This is a genomic window from Asticcacaulis currens (assembly GCF_028550395.1).
GTDB classification, from domain to species: Bacteria; Pseudomonadota; Alphaproteobacteria; order Caulobacterales; family Caulobacteraceae; genus Asticcacaulis; species Asticcacaulis currens.
Window position 1 is genome coordinate 331,519 of record NZ_JAQQKW010000004.1, and the last position, 16,696, is coordinate 348,214.

Here is a 16,696-nt window from a genome sequence, read left to right on the forward strand (position 1 = left end):
CCGGTTCTAAAGTCTGTGCCTTAGAAGACTTTCAAGTCATTTAAAAAATACGGGCCCAACCACTAAATAAAACAGCGAAATGGAAAAAAATAGCATAGTAAAGAAATATGTATAAATATTTCTAAAAAGAAATTTTAATATATATCGAACCGACAAAAATGGAATATACGCCAGGCCATAGCACACAATGGACATAATGAAAAATCCACACCACGCATCAATAAATTCACCAATACTTCTAATATGTCCAATAATACCATCAAAATTAAATGCAATATAAAATATAGATAAAAATGAAAATATCACTTCGTAAAATATAAAAAATGACAATTCATTTCTTACGGAAATTTGATGGAAATTTTTATGATTCAATTCTTAACCCTTTCAATCTTTATTCTGAAAACCCCTTTTCTATTATTGATCTCTTCCAAATCCCCAATCATTTTCTTTGATAGAATTCGCAACTGCAGATACCGTCCTTTTATAACCCGACACAATTCCCAGATGTCGTTGAGTTTAGCCTTCTGCGCCCCAATCGCCCCGCTGCCTTATCCAAGTATCGCCAACTGAGGCACGGGTTTCCGCGCACGCTCCTACGCGCTTTCACCCCCAACCTCCCGCCAAATGTGCGACCCCACCAGCCGCAAATGCTACAGCAATTGCACAAAAGAAAGCGAGGACGCCCCGTCGAACGGCTTTCTTTCTACGAGCCTGTTTCGCGTCAGACATTCCCTTTGGGATAAAGTTAATCGGTCCCAAGGCATGAAAGTTCCACACTGCGTAAAACCATGCTGCTACACCAGCGCAACACGCCGCTAGAAAGATCCAAAGCATAACTTGCGCGACCGGCGTCACATCCCCACCCCGGACCGGGATTGATTTCCTAATTCATGCAAGATGGCCCTCTTCAAGAAAGGCTGTCAACGTTCTTATAAAGCACGTAAGTCAGTGGATCTGCCCGCATCGCGCCGACGATAGTCATTTGGCGGATGCCGGATGATCTCATCGCCAAACACTCACGCTATGTCTAAAAAGCGTTACGTTCCATTGAGCCGACACTGCTTATCATTCAATGGCCGCCCGCAGCCGGTATCTCAGTCGGATCGAGTCTCCTCGCGTAGACAATGCGATCAGCACTTCTGTGGCACATGAAATCAATATCCTTAGCGACGCAGCTAACCCCGACTCGGGCCCCAGTCCCTCTTCTGCATAGGAGAGATGGGATATCTCCTGAAACTGAATGCGCTCGACCAAAGTCGCAAGTTCGGAATCGTGGTGTCGGAGAAACGCAATTTGCTCCTCAAGGTGCGCATGAACAGTTCGCTCTACCGCTGCAGTACATGCCAAAATCCCTGTCCGGCCCCACATGGAAGTGATACTGCCCAACAACCAGCCTCCAACGCTCCAGACTGACAATGCGCGACAGGGTTTAGCAAAACGGGGACTCATGGCTTCCCGAAATGCCAGCCGATGTTCTTTCTCATGAGACATTGTTTCCTTCAGCCAGACCTCCAAGTCGTTTCCGCCCACGGGCAGTCGCTTAAGCTGGGCAGAATAAATTGAAACGGCGCCGTGTTCACCTGCGTGATTGACCCGCAAAATTCGTCGGATCAGTTTCTGGTTCTGAGAAAGCGGTCGAGGCATCGAAAAAGCTTATCCCCGGCGACCCGGCATGGCAATCCACCCGATCGGTTAGGCATCTTCGCGCCCGTACCGGACATCGCAAAGTCGCGCCGATAGTCCGCCTGTTAGATGGAGTAACGGGCGGCTTGAGCCAGGGCTTGCGCTTTGATGGTCGTCCCTCAGAATGATGGTGTCATCAACCTACGGCGTCAGGTTCGTGGCCTGCGCCAAGCATCATCGAGATACGACTATAAAACACTATGCCGGAATTGATGTGTCTTTGGAACGCTCAAGCCTTTGCATCGTGGATGCCGCAAGTGAAATGTCGTGAGGGAGACGCACTGAGCGAACCAGAGGCACTTCTTGCGTAGTTTTCAGCCTTTGGAACGGAGCTTGAGCTCATCGGCCTGGAAGCCGGTCCGTTGTCGCAGCGGCTCTACACCGAGATGACCGCCAAGGGTTTAGCATGTCAACTGATCGAAACCCGTCATGTGCGCACCGCGTTCAAGATTATGCCAGTCAAGACCGACAAGTAGGATGCGCGCGGCATTGCCCAGCTGATGCGGCTGGGCTGGTTCGGGCCCGTGCACTGCAAATCCCAGCCTGCTCAGGAGGTGCGTGCCATCCTAACAGATCGCAAACCCCTGCAAACAAAGCTCCTGGATATTGAGACAAGCCTGCGCAGTATTCTTCGAGGTTTTGGTCTGAAAGTCGGCGCTATATCCACCAAAGGCTGCGAGACTCGGATCCTGGCGGTCTGCGAGGGCCATGAGACACTTATGCAAATCGCCCGGTCCATGCTCGACGCCAAGGGCGCCCTTTCGGCGCAATTCAACCTTCTGCACCGCAAGGTTTTGACTCTGGCGAAGGCCGACCAGAGAACAAAGCGATTGATGACCCTTCCTGGCGTCGGCCCCATCACCTCGCTGACCTTTGTATCGGCTATCGATCAAACCGACCGCTTCTCCTCGTCTCGCGATGTCGGTCCACTCTTCGGGCTGATACCACGAAAATTTCAGTCGAGAGAGACGGATTACACTGGCCGGATCTCGAAGACGCGTGTGCCCCAAGATGTGCTTTACTCGCCCCTACAGGAAGGCGCTTTTTGCAGGTATTATCTGATCGACAGAGTTCTGGTCGCAACGAGCATATACAAAGCCCTTCTGAATAGCGAAGGCCCCAACCGCGCCTTGCCGACTCAACGCCAAAAACCCCACTTGAAGCGACTTTGCGGTCTCTGGACGGCGCCTGACAATGCGCATGACGGCTTCCTCACAGGCCCTCTGTGGCGAGAGCCCTTGACGCATGAGTTCCACGACAAGAAAACTACCCGAGTTGCGGATGACTTCTTCACCAACGCCCGTCGAGGTCGCCGCGCCGATTTCGCCATCGACGTAAAGCCCCGCCCCTATTATGGGACTGTCACCTACGCGGCCGCGCATTTTCCACGCCATGCCTGATGTCGTACACGCGCCTGACAAGCGTCCCTGCTGATCAAGAGCCAAAATCCCCAGCGTATCATGGTTATGCACATCCCCCGGCAGCTTGCTGTTTGGCACGTGTCCATAGGTAGACATTTCGCTGTTGGCGATGGGCTTGTAGGTTTGAGTCTTTAACCACGCTTTCCAGGCAGCATCGGACTCGGGGGTCAGGAGTTCCTCCCTTGGGAACCCCTGTTCGAGCGCAAATTGCAGGGCCCCGGCCCCCACGAGCATCACGTGCGGGGTTTTCTCCAGCACGCGGCGGGCCACTGAAATGGGATGGGCGATATGTTCAAGCGCCGCCACCGCACCACAGCGCCATTGATCGTCCATGATACTGGCGTCTAGTGATACGTGGCCGTCTCGATCCGGATAACCGGCCCGGCCAACAGTATGATTTTTCATGTCGGCCTCGGGTACGCGCGCCCCGGCTTCGACCGCATCCAAAGCGTGCCCCCCGCGAGAAATGACCTCCCATGCAACCTGATTGGCAGCGACACCAAAGTCCCAGGTTGATACGACAATTGGACGCGCACGCGTGACGGCCCTCGCTGGAGCAACTGAAAGACCGGTCAGGGCCGAGGTAGTAAGAGAAGCGTTCAAGAATTCACGACGACTGGACATTATGACCCCACATAAGCAAACCGTGCCCTGCCGGTCGGGACAGGGCACGCTGACAACTTGCATTTCTTTAAGCCCTGTCTGCGCTTCGATACGGGACAGATAAAGCCTCATTTAATCCGGTAGGTGACACCGAACGAAAGACGCGTCCCGTACTTAGCCCAAACCAACGGCAGACCACCCGTTGTATAGGGGTATGGCATATCATCAAGCAGGTTTGGGGCGGCATGGTTGTAAATTGGCGCGCGATTCTGGCACTCTAAATGTCGATTTTCGCGTCCAACTCGCCCCCTTACGCTATGCAATCCCGTTGTAAAGTCTGGTTCTTAGAAGATTATGCCGGACGCGAAATGGGGTTTGTTTTGAATGCAATTTGACACGCCAAACAGCCGCCCATTAGCGAAACAAATGAGATATGTCGGCTATGTTATCTACATTGATCGGTCTTGTGGTTGGACGCAAAAGAGCTAAGAGTCACCTTATGAAGCTGTTTTCGCCGGCCGGTCGCTATTTTCTCTTTATCGCCCTGATACTGATATGGGTCACGACCCCCGCATGGTTAGGTGGGCGCGTACCCTTCTATTCAGGGGAACTGTTCTTTGTGGGCTTTGTCGGTCTAGTTCTCCTCAAATCGGTCTTATGTCGTTGTCCGAAGTGCGATTTGCCGGTGACGGCCCGCTATAATGCGCACGGGCCGAATAGCGAGGTTGCTTTACCGGCGGTGCGGTGCACTCAGTGTCAGACGGATTTGTGGAAATGAAATCGAACGTGTTTTGAGTTGAATCTCATCGTGCACGAAGGAAAAGATATACTGAAGCGCTAAACGGCGGAAGGATGGGCGCACGCTTTATCGAGCGTCTTTCGATGGACCTCCTACGCGACTTTCCCGATATGAAGGGCCTGTCGCCGCGAAATCTTCAGTGTATGCGAGCGTTCGCCGAAACGCTCCCGGATCAGGAGGTTGTGCAACAGTTTGTTGCATAATTTCTTTGGGACCATGTCATCGGCCTAGCCAGGTCCATCCCATTAGCAGCCTCTCATCGTAAGAGCCCACCGTCAATTTATGGCGCGCCAATCTTACACTGAATGTCGCTTTGGCCGAATTCGCCCTAGGTGATCCAACTCCTTGACACGCTTTCCAGGGTTCCCGATGTATTCATCGATCGATTTACGGCCGGTTTGATCTTCAATTGAAACCACGAACCGCTGCCCATACGGATCGTGAACGTAACGCACTTCCAATAAGCGAAATGCATTCGACGGCACCCCATGCCGGTTACAAAGGTCACCCAACATTTGCGAGTAAAGTAGAACTGCCTTTGCAAGCGAGGGTGACACCTTGCCTCCGGAAGTTTCGCCTGTAATAAAATCAACGAGAATGTAGCCTTCCGGAGTTGCGGACGCCTCGCCGAAAATGTCAGTCGCATAGACACCAATCATAAATCCCATACCACTTGCGAGGGAATCGGCGATGTTGTGTCCAATTGATTTTAATGCTGCCAACCTCATGAGATGCGCTTAGTGCTCCCCGCCAACGCTTGGAGGTTAGCATACACACGCCAAAGAAACGACAACGAGCGTTCCGCTCGGCCTCGTCGCCCATCATGACCGTATGGCGTGACTGCGCCCACAGCGGTCATCGTTCGATTATCTAGGTCTTCCCCAAGCGGACGTAGCTTCTCAGAAGCCGCGGCCACTGGAAACTCGGGACGGTTCAGTGTCGGTGAGTTCCATAGTTGTCGCAACGATCACACTACAGTATCGCTATAGTATGACACGTACATACCCAAAGCTGCCAGAAGGCATAGCAGCCCAGCTTCTCAGCTTGGAACCAAGCGGCGGCACTTATGAGCCAGTCTATTTTCCATGCGCGGTCACGCTGAAGTCTGGCGATCAATTACCATGCGTCTATATTTGTGAGGCGACAAAATGGTTCCAGTATTGGGGCGTGTGGCCGGAGGACGACTCCGGCAAAAGAAGTCTAGATATCCTGCAAGTCGCGCGTGTGGCGCCAAGTCAATTTGCACTGCCCGCTCGCTTTGCAAATAAACTTTATGCAGAGGGTGAATCTGGAATGGGCTACACAATTTTCACTGTCGTGTTCAAGGACGGATCAACAGTGCCCTATGGGACCGGAAATGCCATTGATTTCGTGACGTATCCGGAGGGTAAAGGCGCTTCCGACGTAGCCGACGTGTTGCCGCATGCAGGAAGGGAACGAAACGACTTTATGATTTGCCCGAAATACAGTTGGTGTCTGTATTCTGTTTAATGCTCCAGAAACAACGATTTTTCGACTATATCGGCCGGGACTAGCCTTCGCCTCAGCGCCCTGACCGGACATCGCGACGTCGAACTTCCAGTCCGCCTGTTAGCCGACATTGCGACGCTCACGGAGCCTAGTCACGAATTAAACGCTCCGGTTAATCCGGCGCGTTTCATGCGCCGCTATTTGGAAGGTATAGAGGTGGCTGCGCCTTTCGAACTATCTCCGAACAGCCTTTGTCCCAGGGAAACAAGCGCGTCTCGACGCCCGGCCAAACGAGCTGAAAAGCCGGCAATGGGCCCCGCTCGTTCGGGTCGCCCCAGAACCACATGGCTGAATTGAGATAATCGCGAATGATGTTTGTGGGATGAACCGTCCGACTCACGCACTCGTAGCCGGTCAACACATTGCTCCACTTTTCATTGTCCGCCGGCATTTTACCGCCGCGAATTTGACGAAACACCTCCCACAACATCGAATGCATCAGCCCGGAGTTCAGACCAAAAATGATGAACTCAGGACATCCCAATGTTTCTGTGAACCCTACGCTATACGAAAAAGTTGCGCTTTCATCTTCGGGGTCGAACACGCTGACGCAAAACCAACCATGTTCATTAACGTTCCGAAGTATTTTGCGCTCGTAATCCGTAACGCGTTCGGTGTCGGCCACACTTTCCCCCCAAAGTCTTTCACAGGTCCCTAATTCGTCATATCAAACAACGCCATGAAGGTCGATTGGTTATGAATTTCGACTTCAAGCGTTACCCGAAACGGCTCGATTATCACGCGATATAAGCGGTTATGCGCCCATACCGGTCAGCCATCCATGCCAACACCGCTACATACTCCCGATAGCGGAAGAAAAGAGATAGTCGGTTAGTTTCGATTAGGAAACCGTAAGCGGCGTACTGATCTTCCTAACCCTAGCCGCATCCCTGTCGGGCCTACGCACGAGCCATGCGATTGAGCCAAAATAAAAACCAAGCACGGCACCGATACCCAATTCGTTCCACCTCACCTCGAGCGGCCTATTCCAAGCGCCGTTGTAGCCTTCGAACGGTCTTAAAGTTTCGCTGGCTAGCAAAAACAGAGCAGAGCCCATCAAAGCCGCCAGGACTGCATTTGGTAGAAAGCTTGTCTGCCGTAAAGCTTGAAGTGCCGCCTGGAGCGGCATTCCTAGAAATACCATGATTAAAAATACAACACCGCCCCCCATCAACATCATCGGCGCGCCGCTTATCACTCCCTCCACGGCTAACGCCATGCCGTGCTGGAGGCTCATACTCTGCGAGAGTTGGAGAACGACAGATGCCGAAAAAAAGACGAGCCAAAGTGCGGCACCGGACAACGCGCTTATCAGGCAGGCGTACGTTGAGCGTAAGGCCAGAACAAACATATCTTCAAAATTGATCATGTAGCCACCCATGGATGCAACGTTGTAACGCGTACGAGGGCTTGCGTCACCTATCGACATCAGGGGCATAAACTTGCCATGTAGGCGTGCGGGAATGTGCTCGCCTCCGGCTGCCTGTACGTGGGCAATACCTGCGGCTATGAGCGATGGAACCGCTTCGGCCTAGGAACTCCGATAGGTCTGCAAGGAGTTTAGAGATAGGTGGACCGGATGCTGCACCGGGATGCACAAGTCGCGCTTGCGCCCAGTCCGGACATTCGGGTTGTGACAGAAGATCCCGTTACCGGACATACGGCGGATAACGGGAGCCCGCGTTTCCAACCTTTCACTTAAGCTTCTCTCAGTGATGCGCTCGCGCCCATCGGCCCGCACGGATTCCGGTAGCACGTGAAAGACGCAGGGGCATCGTTTGGAGGCGCGCTGGAGTGTGTTATGGGAAGTTATGGATTTCCCCGTTGTTTTCGATGCGTTTGGTGTAGGGATACCGGCACACCTGGTGTTCGAAAGCCTGGCTTATGCTATTGGCTTCAGACTCTATCTATGGCTCAGACAAAAAACGAAAGATCCGGTAGATAACAAATCGCGCCTGACCGTTCTCATTGGTGCGATAGTTGGTGCCGCGGTCGGGTCGAAGGTTCTTGCCTTTGCTGAGCACCCAGAACTATGGCCACTGGCACACGCTGACCCTGTCTACTTCATTGCATCCAAATCAATCCTCGGCGGCTTGTTGGGTGGTATCATCGGCGTTGAGATCACGAAGGCCTTTGCGGGAATTACGCGATCGACAGGCGACATCTATGTATTTCCACTCCTAACAGCCATTGCTATTGGTCGGATGGGGTGTCTGCTAACAGGGGTAAGTGATGGCACGTGGGGGAATGCCACGCATTTCATCCTCGGGTTTAATGCGGGTGATGGCGTTATTCGTCACCCGACACCACTCTACGAGATCGCCTTCCTGACAAGCTTTGGTTTGGGTTTGTGGCACACGCAGCGACATTTGCGGTTGGAGGAAGGTGATTTTTTTAAAATCTTCATCATGGGATATTGTCTCTGGCGCTTTGGCATCGAGTTTCTTAAACCCGTCACAACCTACAATGTCGCAAGCAACTTGAACATAGTTCAAAATGTTGCTACAACGGGTGCACTTTCGGCTTTTCCTGGTGTTTCGCTTCTCCAATTGACCGCCTTAGCCGGCGTCACCTTCTATGCCGCCTTCTTTCTGCAGCGCCGTTTACAAAAGGGGGGAAAATGGCCGCGCGTGACTATGTTTTCTTTGAACTGACCAACTCTATCTGCTCGAAGTGTTTCCGCAAACTGGAAGCTAAGATCATCTTCCAGAATGATCGGGTCTATATGCTTAAAACCTGCCCTGACCATGGGAAGGAAAAGGTTCTGATATCGACCGACATTCCCTATTACAAAAAGACGCGAGATTTTAACAAACCGGGGGACATGCCTCGGAAATTTGGAATGAAGGTTGAACGGGGTTGCCCCTATGACTGTGGGCTTTGTAGCGATCACGAGCAGCATAGCTGTGTCTCGATAGTAGAGCTGACAGATCGCTGCAATTTGACGTGTCCGACCTGTTACGCGTCTTCAAGCCCAAGCCATGGGCGACATCGCAGCCTTGAAGAAATAGAAACTATGCTCGACATCGTCGTGGCGAGCGAAGGTGAGCCTGACGTGGTTCAGCTTTCGGGGGGCGAACCAACGCTTCATCCAGATTTCTTTGCTGTTATGGATATGGCCAAGGCTCGTCCAATCAAGCACCTGATGATCAATACCAATGGCATTCGTATTGCCAAAGACCGCGCCTTTGTCGAGCGCCTCGCCACATATATGCCCGGCGTTGAACTCTACCTGCAATTTGACTCGCTTGAGGCCGAAGCCTTGATGTCGCTTCGGGGCGAGGATCTGCGGGCGACGCGTCAGCAGGCCATTGACCACCTCAATGCGTTTAACATCTCAACCACCCTCGTCGTCACCTTACAAAAGGGCCTGAACGATCATGAGGTTGGCGACATACTTGGCTATGCTCGGCAACAACCTTGCGTTCGAGGCGTAACTTTTCAGCCCACACAGGCAGCTGGCAGGACAGAGCATTTCAGGCCGGAGACAGACCGTATAACACTCTCAGAAGTTCGCCAGGCCATTCTTGACCAAAGCCACATCTTTACCTCCGACGATTTGGTACCAGTTCCCTGCCACCCAGATGCAATTATGATGGGGTATGCGTTGAAGCTAGGCGATGAGCTGGTACCACTGACCCGCCATTTCAGTCCGGAAGAGCTTCTGTCGACCTCTCGAAACACAGTGAACTTTGAGACTATGCCCGAGGTTCACGCCAAGCTGATCAAGCTTTTTTCAACAGGCAACTCCCCTTCAGACTGCGCAGACACGATCGCGGACATTCTTTGCTGTTTGCCGCAAATCAAGACGGAAACGGCTTACGGAGAACTTACCTACTCTAACCTGTTTCGTGTCATCGTAATGAAATTTTACGACGCCCACGATTTCGATGTCAGGGGGGTTAAAAAGTCCTGCGTTCACATCGTTCATAAAGACGGGCGAATCATTCCGTTCGATACAATGAATCTATTTTACCGTGACGAGCAAACTGAGTCGAAATTGATGGCGGCGGCACGTTAGACGCAAAAGACTTAGTCTATGCAGTATTGACATGGGAAAGGATTCGCAATGAAGGCGAACACAGAGCTTTTATTGATATTAATTGGAAATGCGATTTTATTGGCATTCATATATTTGCCCTACGCGTTTAAGACCAATTTAGGAATAGAGATAATTGTCCCGGGGATTTACAATATAGGCCTCATCATCGTCGATTTCGGCCTGGCGCTCATTTTATCTCTTATACCCTCAACGCGTGGTCATGCGAAGTGGTGGTGGTTAGCTTTCGGGATTGTGTTGTTGGCCTCGTTCCCTGTTTGCATGGCGACCGCAGCTTTAAGCGACGTCATTCAGTCTTAAACTACAAAAGCCCACCTCCTGAGCTCCAAAGAAACGAAGAAACTACCGCCAAGCGCCCAATGCAGACATTTGGGTGTCGGTGAAAAACCTCGAAAGCGGACATGCTGGAAGAGGCGAAGCGGCGGCTTAAGGCGATGAATCCTGACCTCTGACGTGTAGACTTACGCGCTCCTTTTGGGGCATAAAACAGGCCCGAAAAACGCTTAAAGACAGGTTCGGATCGCAGGCCCCCCACATAAAGACATCAAGGGCGATATAATCGAGTTCCGGCCATGTATGGATGCTGATGTGCGATTCCGCGAGGATCGCCACGCCGGTAATTCCTGCACCTTCGCCGAAGCCGTGCAACATAATGTAAATTCGCGCGTAATTCTGGACCTCTAGTGGTCGATCTTCGCGTCCAACTCGCCCCGTTAGGCTATGCAATCCCGTTGTAAAGTCTGCGCCTTAGAAGACTATGTTGGACGCGAAAAGGGGTGTGTTTTGACTGCGATTTGACAGCCTGGGCACCCGGTGGCCGTTAGCCACGCCCCAATACACCCAACAGCTTCAAGTACGATAACATCCTATCCAAACTAAAGCCAAAATTCGCAAAACAAAGAATAACAAAGATGGCGAGACTTAGTAATGTTGTCGCTAATTTTAATTTCCCGACCTCATATTTTGAGCGAAATCTGTAGGAATAATACAATGCAATTGGACTAAAGATATATAAAACAAGCGTCACCCATATATATCCGAAGTTATACAGCACAGCAGGCAATGTGAACAACGCTATCGCCGCCGCACCAAGGCACTCCATGAGCGTCGCCATTGCGAAAAAGAAAAATAATACATTCGAGGTTATCTCTAATATTGAGCGCTTCACACTTTATATCCGCTCACTAACAAAATAATTATTCGAACCGCGGAAGTCGGATTAGTCAAATCCCCATATTTAATACACAAATTGATGTTTTATGTTATCCCTGTCGCGAAGTCCGCGCTTCAACCGACATGCCCCATTTGAAGCCCCAATGGCAGTCAATTGGTACGACGATAGTCGTTAACCGTGCCGGTGTGAAGCTGGTATGTTTGTGCGATGCCTCCGCCACCCTTTTTCAGGGCCTCGAATGTGCGTTTCGCCTCAGACGTAGCCATTCAATGCGGTTTGGGGCAGTCTGGGACGCACCTATCCTGTCCATTGGGCGAGGAAGTGCGGGCTGACTTGGTCATTGACATGTGGCTGGCTCCCGCTTTCGCAGTTCGTCGATCAGGCTGAGGATCTGGCTGAACAGTCGACGCGGCACCCCTACCTCGGCCATTTGGAACACTGGGTAACGGGCGTGGGTAATGACCTTGGCGCCGATCTGGAGGACCTTTTCGCGGACGCTGGTCAGAGACTAGAACCGCATCTCGTCGGGCCAGGCGATTGTACGTAAGAAGTTCGACAGATTGTACGCTAGGGCATGGTGCTGAAGCCGGACCGCCTTGGCCGTAATCATCCAGCGGGAAAGACGGGGCCATTTCAGCGCGTTCTTTCCCTCCTTGATGTACTGCTCTGCGCCCAAAGCCGACATTGGCGCAGATTGCGCCCAACACCCGAAAGCGGACCTCGGGCAATGCTCGTCATCGTAAGTGCACCGTCCTCATAAAGCTCTTGGCAATCTCCACCGCTCGATCACGCGTTATCCCGTCACGTTGATCAACAAACAATGGATGATCTACTTCTTGGACGAAAATTTTAGGCCGTTGTCCTTCACCCGCCCAGCTTACATCGCAACCCAGGTGCTCATGTGGCTGATCCGGGGGACATTTATTATAAATCGGCATTGTCACAGCCAGCCAACCAAAAGTTACGACGTCGGACTGATCTTCAGCGAACGTTTCAACATAACGGTAAAAATTTTCACGCGATTGCGTAACCCACACACCCCAACAAAATGGGTCTTTCATTCCAAGAATTGGGATATCCAACGTAGCGCGAATAGCAAAAATATCGTCCGAAGAATCTTCAGCTTGGCCTTTAATATGGCAAAGATCGGTATCGATCGTAATTCTTTCGTCCCGATCATTTTCGGGAACGTCAAAATAATAGCTCGGCTTCAAATAGGCAAATGAAGGTGAGCCACTGTAAGTTTTGCCACAGCACGCGCACTGGTAACGTAATTTCTTTTTAAAAAAGCCGAACACTTCTCCCCCTCAATCTAATCTGTTTCTTTTTTTGCCGCCACTCAAGGCCATGCAAATACGGTAAGTTTAGGCCGCGTTGCACCCCATACCGGAACTAAAAGAGTTGTGGTTAGGATAGTGGCCCTGCGGCGGGTCGACGATGTGCCGCCCCTCGGCTAATCGAGGACCATGGATGGGTTATTCATCGGCGCTCTGTTTTCGACGAGATGAATATTATCAGCCACAAAACCCAAACGGCAAAAACTCCGAACAATGGCTTTCCAAAACTACCGTAGCCGTTGTTCAGCAACCAAACACCGGAATAAAAAATAGCAAACGCAACCGCTATGCCGCCAAACAATGTCAACACACCCATTAGGTGTATCGGTGTAGCGCTGCCAAACCAAGTCCACCTAAACCAATACTCTTTATGCTTTTCCAAGATCCCCTCGTTCTCAGATCTCGCCCCAGCAAGACTTGGCGCCTGTCTTACGGAAACCTATGACTTTCAAACCGTCAAAACTGAACCGCCTGCTCCCAGGCAGGTAAGCGCCCATAGCGGCCCCCGGCGCGCTGCGACGGTAAAGCTTCTTACTGAATCCCGATAACAGCGGCTGGCGCAGCCTGCGCTAGGGCGAACTAGGCCTACTACTCGCCGTTCATTGCCAACGTATGCGCGACGATGGCGTTGGCGTGACCATGCCCTATTCCATGCTCGTTCTTCAGCATCAACACCAATTCCATATGTTTGGCGGGAAGTTTCTGACGAACCAAAGACTGCCATTCAGAAACTGGGCGGCCATATTTCTTTTCAATCGACGGAAAATAAGATGCAGGCCCCTTCACCACATCAGTCATGTTTTAACCCCTCAACCTGCCGACACCTCAGATAGTAACCGAAACCTGTCCCTGAATAAAGCGCTGCCATTTTTCTGCCTCGCGCCCAGAGCGGTCATTTGCAGAGGCCGAACGATTTCATTACCGGACGTCGTGAGGTCTGGTCGTGCGGCCGCCCGTTAACGCATTGGAGCGGTCACCTGCCATATCGTTTCGAGTACGGGCGTCCGCCAGATTTAGGCGGTTCAGTTCGCCGCACGGTACTTGGCAGAAAACTCAGTCCTGCCAACCTTAAGTTCCGACGCCACATATTCCCTGTTGGACGTATCTATTTCCATCACAGCGTCCACGGATTTTGCGATAGTCGGCGTTTGGTACAGTTGCGCCAATGATTTTAATTCATCAATATTAAACCGTTTTGCCAAGTAGGAAACGAAGTGATTTTCAATGTTTGATTTTAAAGAATTCCTCCCGGCTATTAATATTGGCTTGAAACGAGCCTTTTCAGTCTCTGTTAGGGCTTCGAGCGGTAAGCGACTATTTACGGATTCTAACAATCGATAAACGAAAATATCGTTCATGACTTTCTCAAGCACACGCTTATTTCCGCTCAATGCAAATACCACCTTTGCTGCCTCGGCGTCTTCTCTAGACGTAAAGACAGTGCCATTTGCGAACGAATATGAAGTGCCGGCTTTCATCGCCGAAACAATATTTTGAGCCGTTTTCTGAACATAATTGTCGAATTTTTTCAGATCAAAGGCCTGATTAGACGCCATGTCCGAGACAAACCGGGCACCTAATGGAGAGGTATTAATACCGATCAGCTCTTCTACATCGGCTGAATTCAGTCTTGGCGCCATATCATGCACTGCCCGGTCATCCAGACGCATGACAAGACGTTGGCATATTGGAGAAACGATCGCCTCAAAACGCTCTCTCTGTGCTGCCGTCAACGATCCGCCCGCGTCAGCGAGGACATCCTCTAACAAGCTCTCCCTGAGACGTTGAGCCATCATAACATTTGCCTGGTGAAGGCCGTTAACAGCCACCAGCCGTTTCACGCGTATCTCGTGGTCCGACCTCTGATGTTCAGAGTTAGCGGAATTGGCCGCCAGAGCGTGCTCAGGAAAAAGGGCGATCGCAATAAATAAGAGAAGAGATCTGAAAAGTGCCATTCTTTCCTCCATGGTTTCCGTGCTCCAGCTATTTCTGACTTTAAGCGCTCAGCAGCCTTCCGGCCAGCAGCAACCTCTTCTTTACGTCGGTGTTGTTTTCGTATCGCCCGCTTTAACAGCCGTATCGGCGATCTACCCTGATATGAAACGCGCAAATTCATGAACACTGACTCGCTTGATAATGACAGCTTTCGATGACACTACGCGGCACTCCTGCATGTAATGGCCCATGATGATTTTTACTCCGCTTAGCGCGGCGTCAGAAACGGTCATCATCGGGGTGCGTGTGGGTGAATAAAAAATTCGCGTCGCCTTACACATCGACGCGGTTTGACTTCCGCTTTTTCTAAGACCCGAAGTTGCCGCAAGTCGGCTTTGGGCCAAAACCGGTAAAACCTGCTTCCCGTGACCTGCGGTAAGAAGAGGCCGTTCGGCCTGTTTGCCTTGTCGGCGTTCGCCTTGGCAAAGCCATCCCGGCAGGCGGTCTGGCGGTTCGGCGCTGATCCGGTTCCGGATCTTGTTCGCGCCTCAATCAGTGGAGAGCTGTCGCTCACATCTACCGGGCTCTGGCGGGGCAGGATTCATTCATCACCATCGGCGTCTGGTGTCTTTACCCGTTGACGCCTCGCCTTGAGCTTGGGTTTTGACTTACGCCGGTTGATTGCGCTGGCGTCGATCATGTGCTTCAGGTGGATGGCATAGTTATTCTCGATCATCTCGACCGATGTCCGGCAGTTCTTCGCCAGGTTATAAATGTCAGCGCCGTCGAGCAGACGCAGACAGATATAGGTATGTCGGAGGCTGTATAGCACCCTCGGCTGGCCTTCACGGTCCTCTTTCAGATCATGGGCCTTCAGGATGTCATTGAACAGGTCCGTGTGATTTGACGGGAACAGAAGGTCAGTTCGCTTGGGGTATTCGGGGCTGATGGGCACGGCCTGCCCGCGCCGCTCCAGCCGCTCCCGCTCAACCTTGCGACCCAGCTTCATGGGCCTGGCCCGGGCGAGTAGCCGGCGGTAAGGCTCAACAGCGCCGGGCATGGATTTGCAGGGGCCATAGCCGGTCTTGCCGCGCACTTCGATCTCGAGGATTTCCTCACCCGTGTCGGGGTCCAGCGCAATCGTCACGTCACGGTGCTGCAGGCGACTGGCCTCGTCAGGCCTCAGCCCCGTATTGCCGAGGAACAGCACCTGATCGTGCAGTTGCTCGTAATTCCAGCGATAAGCCTCAGGGGCCGCCTTTGCGGCCGCTGCCGTGGCCCTATAGAGCTGCTTGTATTCCTCGCCCGTGAACCAAGGGCGATGGATCACCTTTCTCTGCTTCTTATAGGGCGGCGACAGCATCGGTATCGCCCCGAGCTTACCGTGCCGTACGGCCGTCTGCAGGACCAGAGACAAGGTGCCGATCTCGTCATGAAGCGTGCTGCGTGAAGGCGGCTTAAGCGGCTTGACATAGGCCCCCTCCCCGTCCTTCGCCGGCAGGCGCCCATGCTGCTGGGCGCGGTAAAGGCGGTAGTTCTGGATATCGCCACTCGTAATCTGCGATATGCCCATCTTGCCAAAGAAGGGGCGCAGGTGCAGCCGGAGCCTCGCCTTATGACCAGCCACCCATTTGGGGCTGCGCTCGCCCTCGGTGATGATCTCGTATTCGACCTCAAAGAGGTCGGCCATATCGTTGAAGGTCGCCTCGCGCACCTCTTTCAGGGGAAGACCGGCGCGCGACTTGCCGCGCAGGCCGAGATACCAGTCCTCAGCCACCTGCTGGGCCAGCGACAGGCTGTCACTGCCCGTACTCTTCTTGATCTGCTGCTTATTCACGCTCGCCCGCGCAAACCACACCTGGCCGCGCTTAAAGAGCTGAACCTTACCGCCAAGAATGGTGTGCGTTTGCATAGCCCCTCGCCCATAAATCGCCTTATGCGATAGCGATATACCACCATTGCGAGATCTCTTCAATCCGGGCTGATTTTTGGGCTAGGTTTGGGCTAACGCAAAAACGGCCCTTCCGAAGAAGAGCCGTTTTTGCAAACAACTGATATTGTTTAAGATCTTGGGTGCGGGAGCCAGATTTGAACTGACGACCTTCAGGTTATGAGCCTGACAGTCCTGAAGTAGGCTTGAGGCCCCACTCCGTC

General features: G+C 52.2%; 15 protein-coding genes and 2 pseudogenes. 6 read left to right on the forward strand and 11 right to left on the reverse strand.

The features are described from left to right. Positions 1 to 1,065 precede the first annotated feature (1,065 nt). Positions 1,066 to 1,644: a demethoxyubiquinone hydroxylase family protein gene (locus tag PQU94_RS18210; RefSeq protein WP_368407071.1), complete on the reverse strand. Its 579-nt coding sequence runs from the start codon at positions 1,642 to 1,644 to the stop codon at positions 1,066 to 1,068. Between the two features lie 872 nt (positions 1,645 to 2,516). Here PQU94_RS18210 and PQU94_RS18215 point away from each other — a divergent pair. Beyond that, positions 2,517 to 2,669, forward strand: a pseudogene (locus PQU94_RS18215) (transposase); the annotation flags it as partial. A 42-nt stretch (positions 2,670 to 2,711) separates the two neighbouring features. Here PQU94_RS18215 and PQU94_RS09050 read toward each other — a convergent pair. Continuing rightward, positions 2,712 to 3,728, reverse strand: coding sequence for a glycosylasparaginase (locus PQU94_RS09050; RefSeq protein WP_272741135.1), 1,017 nt, complete (start codon positions 3,726 to 3,728; stop codon positions 2,712 to 2,714). Positions 3,729 to 4,559: 831 nt separating this feature from the next. Here PQU94_RS09050 and PQU94_RS18220 point away from each other — a divergent pair. After that, entirely contained in the window at positions 4,560 to 4,709 is a 150-nt protein-coding gene (locus PQU94_RS18220) for a DUF1016 N-terminal domain-containing protein (protein ID WP_368407072.1), read from the forward strand. Positions 4,710 to 4,802: 93 nt separating this feature from the next. On the opposite strand, the gene PQU94_RS09055 is transcribed toward PQU94_RS18220, so the two are convergent. Next, a complete protein-coding gene (locus PQU94_RS09055) occupies positions 4,803 to 5,234 on the reverse strand; it encodes a hypothetical protein (RefSeq protein WP_272741136.1) in 432 nt (143 codons plus the stop codon). Between the two features lie 262 nt (positions 5,235 to 5,496). On the opposite strand from PQU94_RS09055, the gene PQU94_RS09060 reads away from it, so the two are divergent. After that, positions 5,497 to 5,997, forward strand: a complete 501-nt coding sequence (locus PQU94_RS09060; protein ID WP_272741137.1) for a hypothetical protein — start codon at positions 5,497 to 5,499, stop codon at positions 5,995 to 5,997. A 166-nt stretch (positions 5,998 to 6,163) separates the two neighbouring features. Here PQU94_RS09060 and PQU94_RS09065 read toward each other — a convergent pair whose 3' ends face one another. Together PQU94_RS09065 and PQU94_RS09070 are read right to left on the reverse strand one after the other, a co-directional pair. After that, a complete protein-coding gene (locus PQU94_RS09065) occupies positions 6,164 to 6,661 on the reverse strand; it encodes a DUF4262 domain-containing protein (protein ID WP_272741138.1) in 498 nt (165 codons plus the stop codon). Positions 6,662 to 6,877: 216 nt separating this feature from the next. Next, positions 6,878 to 7,405, reverse strand: coding sequence for a hypothetical protein (locus PQU94_RS09070; RefSeq protein WP_272741139.1), 528 nt, complete (start codon positions 7,403 to 7,405; stop codon positions 6,878 to 6,880). Positions 7,406 to 7,847: 442 nt separating this feature from the next. Here PQU94_RS09070 and PQU94_RS09075 point away from each other — a divergent pair, with 442 nt between their 5' ends. From PQU94_RS09075 to PQU94_RS09085, 3 genes are read left to right on the forward strand one after another with little or no spacing between them, the layout of a single operon-like run. Further along, positions 7,848 to 8,690 carry a prolipoprotein diacylglyceryl transferase family protein gene (locus PQU94_RS09075; RefSeq protein ID WP_272741140.1) on the forward strand — a complete coding sequence of 281 codons (843 nt, stop codon included), beginning with the start codon at positions 7,848 to 7,850 and terminating at the stop codon, positions 8,688 to 8,690. Beyond that, complete coding sequence (locus PQU94_RS09080) at positions 8,657 to 10,057, forward strand: radical SAM protein (RefSeq protein WP_272741141.1); 1,401 nt, start codon at positions 8,657 to 8,659, stop codon at positions 10,055 to 10,057. Before PQU94_RS09075 ends, PQU94_RS09080 begins: the two co-directional genes overlap by 34 nt. Before the next feature lie 48 nt (positions 10,058 to 10,105). Next, positions 10,106 to 10,396 (forward strand): hypothetical protein, encoded by a 291-nt coding sequence (locus PQU94_RS09085; protein ID WP_272741142.1) that lies wholly within the window; start codon positions 10,106 to 10,108, stop codon positions 10,394 to 10,396. A gap of 126 nt (positions 10,397 to 10,522) precedes the next feature. Here the strand turns inward: PQU94_RS09085 and PQU94_RS09090 are convergent, their stop codons facing one another. The 6 genes and pseudogenes from PQU94_RS09090 to PQU94_RS09115 all read right to left on the reverse strand — a co-directional run bounded on the left by PQU94_RS09090 (position 10,523) and on the right by PQU94_RS09115 (position 16,454). After that, a complete protein-coding gene (locus tag PQU94_RS09090) occupies positions 10,523 to 10,822 on the reverse strand; it encodes an S-adenosylmethionine decarboxylase (RefSeq protein ID WP_497006776.1) in 300 nt (99 codons plus the stop codon). A gap of 785 nt (positions 10,823 to 11,607) precedes the next feature. Next, positions 11,608 to 11,940 (reverse strand): annotated as a pseudogene (locus PQU94_RS09095) (transposase); the annotation flags it as partial. Positions 11,941 to 12,004: 64 nt separating this feature from the next. Next, a complete protein-coding gene (locus PQU94_RS09100) occupies positions 12,005 to 12,568 on the reverse strand; it encodes a DUF2199 domain-containing protein (RefSeq protein WP_272741144.1) in 564 nt (187 codons plus the stop codon). Between the two features lie 627 nt (positions 12,569 to 13,195). Further along, entirely contained in the window at positions 13,196 to 13,405 is a 210-nt protein-coding gene (locus PQU94_RS09105) for a DUF4287 domain-containing protein (protein WP_272741145.1), read from the reverse strand. 224 nt (positions 13,406 to 13,629) lie between these two features. After that, positions 13,630 to 14,562: a hypothetical protein gene (locus tag PQU94_RS09110; protein ID WP_272741146.1), complete on the reverse strand. Its 933-nt coding sequence runs from the start codon at positions 14,560 to 14,562 to the stop codon at positions 13,630 to 13,632. Positions 14,563 to 15,143: 581 nt separating this feature from the next. Beyond that, positions 15,144 to 16,454 (reverse strand): site-specific integrase, encoded by a 1,311-nt coding sequence (locus tag PQU94_RS09115; protein ID WP_272741147.1) that lies wholly within the window; start codon positions 16,452 to 16,454, stop codon positions 15,144 to 15,146. Positions 16,455 to 16,696 lie beyond the last annotated feature (242 nt).

Bases quoted from the DNA above. Each gene is read 5' to 3' on its own strand.
- PQU94_RS18220 (WP_368407072.1), top strand. From the start codon at position 4,560: ATGGGCGCACGCTTTATCGAGCGTCTTTCGATGGACCTCCTACGCGAC.
- PQU94_RS09070 (WP_272741139.1), bottom strand. From the start codon at position 7,405: ATGATCAATTTTGAAGATATGTTTGTTCTGGCCTTACGCTCAACGTAC.
- PQU94_RS09060 (WP_272741137.1), top strand. From the start codon at position 5,497: ATGACACGTACATACCCAAAGCTGCCAGAAGGCATAGCAGCCCAGCTT.
- PQU94_RS09080 (WP_272741141.1), top strand. From the start codon at position 8,657: ATGGCCGCGCGTGACTATGTTTTCTTTGAACTGACCAACTCTATCTGC.
- PQU94_RS18210 (WP_368407071.1), bottom strand. From the start codon at position 1,644: ATGCCTCGACCGCTTTCTCAGAACCAGAAACTGATCCGACGAATTTTG.
- PQU94_RS09075 (WP_272741140.1), top strand. From the start codon at position 7,848: ATGGATTTCCCCGTTGTTTTCGATGCGTTTGGTGTAGGGATACCGGCA.
- PQU94_RS09055 (WP_272741136.1), bottom strand. From the start codon at position 5,234: ATGAGGTTGGCAGCATTAAAATCAATTGGACACAACATCGCCGATTCC.
- PQU94_RS09115 (WP_272741147.1), bottom strand. From the start codon at position 16,454: ATGCAAACGCACACCATTCTTGGCGGTAAGGTTCAGCTCTTTAAGCGC.
- PQU94_RS09105 (WP_272741145.1), bottom strand. From the start codon at position 13,405: ATGACTGATGTGGTGAAGGGGCCTGCATCTTATTTTCCGTCGATTGAA.
- PQU94_RS09110 (WP_272741146.1), bottom strand. From the start codon at position 14,562: ATGGCACTTTTCAGATCTCTTCTCTTATTTATTGCGATCGCCCTTTTT.
- PQU94_RS09085 (WP_272741142.1), top strand. From the start codon at position 10,106: ATGAAGGCGAACACAGAGCTTTTATTGATATTAATTGGAAATGCGATT.
- PQU94_RS09050 (WP_272741135.1), bottom strand. From the start codon at position 3,728: ATGTCCAGTCGTCGTGAATTCTTGAACGCTTCTCTTACTACCTCGGCC.